The following is a 7,332-nucleotide window of genomic DNA, read 5'->3' as shown; positions in this document are numbered from 1 at the left end:
CTCTCTTGGGTTGGCGCGGCATTGGCCAACACCTTGCACCGACACGTCATCAGCCAACCAATGCCCCGTCAAGATAGGGGTGGATCGACCCACGGACGTTCCGATTTCGGCGTCGCCAGCCCATGTTTGGCAAGTTCCAAGGTCAGAATGCGGGTTTCGAGAAGGTTGAAGATGCGCAGGACCGCTTCTATCGCGTCGAAGGGTTTGGTCAGAAAATCCTTTGCGCCGAGAGACAATGCCCGCCTACGCGTCGGCAGGGTCGCATCGGCGGTCAGAACCAGGATCGGCAGGTAGCTGTTTTCGGGAATGAGCCTTGCAAAGGTTTCGAGAAGCGCGAAACCGTCGAGATCGGGCATCATCAGATCGAGAAGAACGAGATCGACGGGATGCTCGCGGAACAGCCGCAAGGCCTCGCGCGGTTCGGTCGTGCTGATCAGCGTCGTGAAGCCTTCCCGCTTGAGGATGCGCTCCAGCAGCGAAACATTGGCGGGTTCGTCATCGATGATCAGGATCGTCGATCGACGCACGATATCCGTGGAATCTGTCATGGACCAAGCCCCCCGCGACGTCATCCTCGGCCTTGTGCCGAGGATCTACGCCTGCCCAATTAAGTTTCTGAAAATAAATGTTTTCCTGTCCAGAAATTATCGTGGTCAGATGCTCGGCACAAGGCCACTGCTGTCCGGTTTAAATTTAGTGGACATGGTGCACGGTGTTGATTCTACTCATGTTCGAGCGTTTGGCGACGATCTCGGACACGAAAGAGGGGCAACACCGTGCGGCATGACAATAGCGTCTTTCTATGATCTGTTGAAGCGGATTCCGTGGGCGGTCTTCGACCGACTTGTGGAGGAGCATCAGGCCGACAAGCATGTCCGGCGGCTGTCGACCAAGAGCCAGTTGATCGCGCTGCTTTATGGCCAGCTTGCCGGTGCCGTCAGTCTGCGTGAGATCGTCGGCTCCATGCAGAGCCATGGCGCGCGCCTTTACCACCTCGGCGCTCGCCCGGTGTCGCGCTCGACGTTCGCCGATGCCAACGGCCTGCGTCCGAGCGCCGTTTTTGCCGAGTTGTTCGCGCAGATGGTGGCCCGCTCCGGGCGCGGGCTCAAGCGGGCTGTCGGCGAGGCGGTCTATCTGATCGACGGCAGCAGTCTGCCACTTTCGGGGGCGGGATCGCAGTGGGCGCGCTTTTCCGATCAGGCTTGCGGCGCCAAGATGCACGTCGTCTACGATGCCAACGCCGAACGGCCGATCTATGCGGCCGTCACCCCGGCCAATGTCAACGACATTACTGCCGCCAAAGAGATGCCGGTCGAGGCGGGCGCCACCTATGTCTTCGACCTCGGCTATTACGACTTCGGCTGGTGGGCGAAGCTGGACGCCGCCGGCTGCCGCATCGTCAGCCGCCTCAAATCCCACACGAAACTGGCGGTGAGCAGGCGGCAAACGAGGATGCCGGCATCCTGTTCGACCGCATCGGCCTGTTGCCGCAGCGCCAGGCCAAGAGCCGCCGCAACCCGATGAACCGGCCGGTGCGCGAGATCGGCGTGCGGATCGAAACCGGCAAGATATTGCGCATCTTCTCCAACGATCTCACCGCCCCGGCCGAGGAGATCGCCGCGCTTTACAAGCGCCGCTGGACCATCGAGCTGTTCTTCCGCTGGGTCAAGCAGACGCTGAAGATCCGCCATTTCCTCGGTAACAGCGAAAATGCCGTCCGCATCCAGATCGCCGTCGCTCTCATCGCCTATCTGCTGCTGCAGATGGCAAAGGCCGACCAGAGCATCGTCACCAGCCCGCTGGCCTTCGCTCGCCTGGTGCGCGCCAACCTCATGCACCGCAAAAGGATCGACCGCCTGATAAAACCAAGCCACAGTCCCCCCGGAAATCCCGGCCAGATGAGCCTCCAATGGTGACAAAATTTAAACCGGACAGTAGTGGCACAAGGCAGAGCATGACGACGGAGAGCTTTTCACGATACCGCGACGTCTTGCGCCCCGGCCTCCTGCACCACCGCATGCACGCGCGGCAGATCGATGTGGAAAGTAGCGCCGCCTTCCGGGCGGTTGCTGAAGCCGAGCACGCCGCCCATGGCGTCGATCAGATGTTTCGACAGCGCAAGCCCGAGGCCGGTTCCTTCCTGGCTGATCCGTTCGGCCCCCAGCCGGTCGAACGGGGTGAAAAGCCGGGCAACGCGTTCGGCCGGAATGCCGGCGCCGGTATCGCTGACCTCGATCCGAATGCGATCCTCGCCCATCGCGCGGTGACTGACCGTGACAGTTCCCAGGTGCCGATTGTATTTCACCGCATTGGAGAGGAGGTTTAGGAACACCTGCAGCAGACGCCGCCGGTCGGCAAACACAGTCAGATCCGGCTCGGCCGGCTCGAGGACCTCGATCCGGATCTGCTGTTTGCCGCAGAGCGGTTTTGCAAGCGACACGGCTTCATCGATCACCTCGGCGACGGGTTGCGCTTCGACGGCAAGATCCATTCGCCCGGCCTCGATCCTGGCCATGTCGAGAACCTCGTCGATCAGGCTGAGCAGATGCCGGCCGGCCCTTAAGATCTGCGCGACGCTCTCTCGGGAATCGGCATCGGTGAGGTCCATTTCCAGAAGCTGGGCGAAACCGAGAACGGCATTCAGCGGGGTGCGCAGCTCGTGGCTCATGCGCGACAGGAATTCGCTCTTGGCATTGCTGGCCCGGATCGCATCCTCGCGGGCGGCAAGCAGGGCCTCTTCGAATTGCTTGCGCTCGGTGATGTCGCGGGTGATCTTGGAAAAGCCGCGCAGCCGGCCCGTCTCGTCATGCAGCGCGGTGACGACGACATGCGACCAGAAGCGGGAGCCATCCTTGCGCACCCGCCAGCCTTCCGCCTCGGTGCGTCCGTTCAGCGTTGCCTTGGAAAGCTCTTCAGCCGGAAATATGTCCCTGGTCTGCGCCGGATAGAAGCGGGAAAAATGCTGGCCGACGATCTCGTCGGCGCCGTAGCCGGTGATCCTCTCGGCGCCGGCGTTCCAGCTCACCACCAGCCCGTCGGGATCGAGCCCGAAGATGCCGTAGTCGCTGACGCCCTCGACCAACTGGCGGAAGCGCTCCTCGCTCTCGGTCAGATCGGCCTCGCGCTTTTTCAAGAGAACACTCGCATCTTCCAGCCCCTGTTCGAGGCTGCCGAGTTCATCGCGGAAGGGATCGGCCACTGTCACGACCTCGCCTTGCGCCAGCCGATGCGCCTGGGCTTTCAGCGCATGCACCCGGCGCACGATGCTCGCCGAAAACAGGAAGACGGCGACGAGCGCGCCGGCAAAACCGAGGAAGCCGGCAGCGATCATCAGGCTTCGCGACAGGGTGCGAACTCGGTCGGCGGCCTCTGTCCTCGCGTGAAGGAGATCGGCCTCCCGCCGGTTCATCGCGTCGATCTCCTGTCTCAGCACGTCGAGAACCTGTTTGCCCTCGATAAGCTTGGCGGCAAGATCCTCGCGCCCGCCGGCGCGCAGGATGTCGGCCTGCTTCAGCAGCTGGAGTCGGTCGACTTTCGCCTCGACCAGCGCGCGAATGCGGTCGAGGCGGTCCTTCTGCTCTTGATCCCGCAATCGGCCGCTGACTTCGTCGAGCACGACGGGCAGCCTGTCTTCGGCCCGACTGAACGGATCGAGAAAATCGGCTCTGCCGGTCAGCAGATACCCCCGCACGGCGGTCGCGGCTTCGGCGATCAGGGCGTGGATCTCCTGAATCCCGGACTGGATCTCCAGCGTCACCCGCACCTGATCCTCGGCGATCCGGCTCTGCCGGTCGGCGACGAAGACCGAGGCGAGCGCTGCAAGCAACAGCGCCAGCGGCACCGTGATGATGATGATGCCCTTTGCCCGCAGCGGAAGATCGGCGAAGCGCAGCGCCCGCCGGCGCCCAGTCACGGTCATTGCTGCTCCTCCCTGGCTGTTGCGACAAGCCCGCCGCGCACGGCCATGACCGCGGCCTGCGTCCGGTCGCCGGCCCCGAGCTTGCCGATGATGCGCTCGACGTGGATCTTGACGGTGCCGGGCGAAATCTTCAGGGCTCGGCCGATCTCCTTGTTGGTCAGGCCTTCGGCCACTTTCGCCAGAACCTCCCGCTCGCGGGCCGTCAGGGTCTCCAGGGCGCTGCTGTTGGTTTGCGGCTTGGTGGCGGCGCGGCGCAGCAGCCTTGCGACGAGCGGCCCGTCGAAAAAGGCGTCGCCCTGAAGGACGCGCCGGATCGTGCGCAAAATGTCGTCGCGGCTGGCATCCTTCAGCAGATAGCCGGTGGCGCCGGCATCAATCGCCGCTTCCAGGTAATCGAGGCTGTCATGCATGGTGATGATCATGACGCGAGTGCCAGGCGACACCCGGCGGATCTCCCGCGTAGCAGTGAGGCCATCCATGCGCGGCATGCGAATGTCGAGCAAAGCCAGATCCGGCTTATGGGTCGCACAGGCCTCCACCGCTTCCACGCCGTCGCGCACATCGAAGGCGACATGGAAATCGTTCTGGCCGCCGATCATGGCGATGAGACCGGCGCGGGCAATGTCATGATCGTCGGCAACGAGAATGGATGCGGTCATCCTGGTAGCGTCTCCTGCTGCAGGGGGGCGACGGCGCGGACATAGGTGCCGCCTGAAGACCCAGTCCCGATCTCGATGCGGCCGCCGAGCAGCGCCAGACGCTCGCGCATGCCGACGATGCCGAGCCGGGCGCCCCTGATGTTGGTTTTGCGCAGCTCGCCGATGCCTTTGCCGTTGTCGATCACTTCGAGATGCGCTTGCCCTTCGCCGTCCTGGAAGAGGCGCACGATGAGCCGGCTCGCCTCGGCGTGTTTGATCACATTGCCGATCGCTTCCTGGGCGACGCGGTAGAAAATGATCCCGGTCGATGCCGGCCAGCGGTCGGCGCGAGCATCGAGATCGGCGATCACCGCCATGCCGTCGATCGCATCGAGACGCGTGCGCAGCGCCGCGGCGACACCGAGATCGTCGAGCTCCGGCGGGCGCAGATCGGCAATGGCCGCCCGGAGGTCGGCGACGGATTGGCGCGCGAGTGCTGCGAGCTGATCGATCTCCGGCTTCAGCGCGTGCACCTCGCCGATACGGGCGGCGAGGTCCTGCAGGCGATAGCTGAGGCCGGCGGCGAGCTGCGCCGAGCCGTCGTGCAGATCGTGCGCCACCCGCTGCCGCTCCTGCTCCTGTGCCTGGATCAGCTGTGCGACCAGGGCGGCAAGTTCGCTGCGCTGCCGCTGGAGATCACTTAGCAGCGCCTGCTTTTCCGCTGCCTGCCGTTCGAGATGGCAGGCATCGGCGAGCTGCCCGGCCACCACTTCCAAGGTTTGCCGGTCGTCGGCATCGACGGCGCGCCCACTCGACGAACCAATGAGCGTCAGCAAGAGATCGGAACCGTCGTCGGAGGCAAACCGGATGCTGTCGTTTTCGGGGCTCCTCGACTGCCCGACCGTCAGCTGCACAGGAGCCTCTCCCTGCAACGACGGAAAGACCAGCCTGGCCTGCGATGCTCCCGCGAAATCGGCAAGCCGCGACAGAACCTCCGGGGCGGCCGTTTCGAATGTCTGCGCATCGAGAAGGTTCCGCACTTCAATGATGAAACGCAGCCGCGCCGCCCGCGCTTCCGCCGCCCTGTAAAGGGCTCTCATCTCCGCAACATCAGGCGAATGCGCCGTGTCTGTGTTATGCTCCAGGCCCAAGGGGACTGCTCCTGAAATGAATGACGCGGGCACGATAGTCATTCCGGCGGGAATGTCATCTATGCCGTTCGGCAGATCGGATCGAAGCCACCCGGCAGATGGGAGCAGCGGCGGCAGGCTCTTAAATATTGGTCATGCGGTCGACCGATGCGATATCCGCCGGAACCGCCAGATAGGAAGCCAAATATGCGTACCATCATTGCTGCCGCCCTCGTCCTCGGTTTCGTTCAGGTCCAGTCGGCTGCAGCGGCCGAAACGGCGACTTGCGCGCCGGTGAGCGAAGAGCAGGTCGCCAAGCTTTTCGACCGCTGGAACGCCTCGCTTGCAACGCTGAGCCCCCAGGAAGTCGCCAAGAACTACAGCGAAGACTCGGTGCTGCTGGCGACGCTCGCGAACAAGCCGCGCCTGACCCCGGAAGAGCGGATCGACTATTTCACGCACTTCCTGCAAAAGGAGCCCAAGGGCCACATCGACAGCCGTGACATCAAGCTCGGCTGCAACTGGGCCGTCGACACCGGCACCTACACCTTCACCCTGAAGGACGGCTCGAAGGTGCCCGCCCGCTATACCTACACCTATGAGTTCAAGGACGGGAACTGGCTGATCACCTCGCACCACTCGTCGATGATGCCGGAGAAGTAAGGTTTCATCGACCTGTTGGTCCGGCAGGGAGACCCCGTGTTCACCCCACACGGGGTCTTCGCCTTCTTGTAAAACCACGCCGCATCGCGTATATACGGCAAAATATATACAAAACGCGGAGACTCCCATGCCGCAATATGCGCGCATATTCCAATCCGGCAATTCACAAGCGGTTCGGCTTCCCAAAGAGTTCCGCTTCGACGTCGACCAGGTGGAGGTGACACGCGAAGGCGATGCCGTCATCCTGCGGCCGCGAACCGATCATCGCGTGCGCTGGGCGTCGTTGCAGAGCGCACTGGAACGCGGCTTTAGCGACGATTTCATGGCGGAAGGACGCGAGCAGCCGGAGGAGCAGGAACGCCCCGGTCTCCAGGACCTGTTCAAGTGATCACGCATGTCATCGACACCAATGCGGTGATCGCTTTGATCGGCCGGAAGTCCGACATGCTCTTGAGCCGCGTGATGGACAGCGATGAGGGGGCGATCGGATTGTCGACCGTCGTCATGCACGAACTCTATTATGGCGCCTATAAGAGCGCGAAAATTTCCTACAATCTTGAAACCCTGCGCCTGTTCATGGCGGATTTCCCCGCGATTGGTTTCGAACGCGAGGATGCGTTGGCCGCCGGGAAGATCCGCGCCGCATTGGCGGCAAAGGGAAGGCCGATCGGCCCCTATGATGTGCTGATCGCCGCCCAGGCCAGAACCCGGGATCTGGTCCTCGTCACCGAAAATGTCGGAGAATTCCGGCGCGTCGATGGTCTGCGCCTCGAGGATTGGACAGTCGGCCGGTAGTCCGGTAGTCCAAGAGAGCCTTACCCTGATCGACGCAAGAAGCGGCGTCTTGGCGTATCCTTCGAGGCTCCGGCCTTAGGCCCGCGTGCCTCAGGATGAGGGACGTTGGGGATGCCGCCCCAGCTGTCTCACTGCCGAGGATGCGCTCATTGCAGGAAAGATCCGCACGGCGGTAAGAAGCATTCAT

7 protein-coding genes and 1 pseudogene are annotated in these 7,332 nt (G+C 63.0%); 4 read left to right on the top strand and 4 right to left on the bottom strand.

The genetic code is table 11. The annotated features are described in order from the left end of the window. Window positions 1-68 precede the first annotated feature (68 nt). Window positions 69-548, bottom strand: coding sequence for a response regulator (locus RCCGE510_RS28215; RefSeq protein WP_007635938.1), 480 nt, complete (start codon window positions 546-548; stop codon window positions 69-71). 228 nt (window positions 549-776) lie between these two features. On the opposite strand from RCCGE510_RS28215, the pseudogene RCCGE510_RS33830 reads away from it, so the two are divergent. After that, window positions 777-1,916, top strand: a pseudogene (locus tag RCCGE510_RS33830) (IS4 family transposase). A 56-nt stretch (window positions 1,917-1,972) separates the two neighbouring features. Here the strand turns inward: RCCGE510_RS33830 and RCCGE510_RS28205 are convergent. From RCCGE510_RS28205 to RCCGE510_RS28195, 3 genes are read right to left on the bottom strand one after another with little or no spacing between them, the layout of a single operon-like run. After that, entirely contained in the window at window positions 1,973-3,919 is a 1,947-nt protein-coding gene (locus tag RCCGE510_RS28205; RefSeq protein ID WP_007635937.1) for an ATP-binding protein, read from the bottom strand. Further along, on the bottom strand, window positions 3,916-4,578 hold the full coding sequence (locus RCCGE510_RS28200) for a response regulator transcription factor (protein WP_007635936.1): 663 nt from the start codon (window positions 4,576-4,578) through the stop codon (window positions 3,916-3,918). Before RCCGE510_RS28200 ends, RCCGE510_RS28205 begins: the two co-directional genes overlap by 4 nt. Further along, complete coding sequence (locus RCCGE510_RS28195; RefSeq protein WP_240539692.1) at window positions 4,575-5,657, bottom strand: sensor histidine kinase; 1,083 nt, start codon at window positions 5,655-5,657, stop codon at window positions 4,575-4,577. Before RCCGE510_RS28195 ends, RCCGE510_RS28200 begins: the two co-directional genes overlap by 4 nt. A 237-nt stretch (window positions 5,658-5,894) precedes the next feature. Between RCCGE510_RS28195 and RCCGE510_RS28190 the strand changes: the two genes are divergently transcribed. The 3 genes from RCCGE510_RS28190 (at window position 5,895) to RCCGE510_RS28180 (ending at window position 7,145) form a co-directional block, all read left to right on the top strand. After that, window positions 5,895-6,350: an SgcJ/EcaC family oxidoreductase gene (locus RCCGE510_RS28190; protein ID WP_007635933.1), complete on the top strand. Its 456-nt coding sequence runs from the start codon at window positions 5,895-5,897 to the stop codon at window positions 6,348-6,350. 127 nt (window positions 6,351-6,477) lie between these two features. After that, a complete protein-coding gene (locus tag RCCGE510_RS28185) occupies window positions 6,478-6,738 on the top strand; it encodes an AbrB/MazE/SpoVT family DNA-binding domain-containing protein (RefSeq protein WP_007635932.1) in 261 nt (86 codons plus the stop codon). After that, a complete protein-coding gene (locus RCCGE510_RS28180; RefSeq protein ID WP_007635931.1) occupies window positions 6,735-7,145 on the top strand; it encodes a type II toxin-antitoxin system VapC family toxin in 411 nt (136 codons plus the stop codon). The genes RCCGE510_RS28185 and RCCGE510_RS28180 overlap by 4 nt, the downstream gene beginning before the upstream one ends. The last annotated feature ends 187 nt before the right edge of the window (window positions 7,146-7,332 follow it).

The organism is Rhizobium sp. CCGE 510 (genome assembly GCF_000292525.1).
Classification (GTDB): domain Bacteria; phylum Pseudomonadota; class Alphaproteobacteria; order Rhizobiales; family Rhizobiaceae; genus Rhizobium.
Note: the sequence above shows the minus strand (reverse complement) of the source record. Positions and strands in the feature narration are given on the sequence as shown.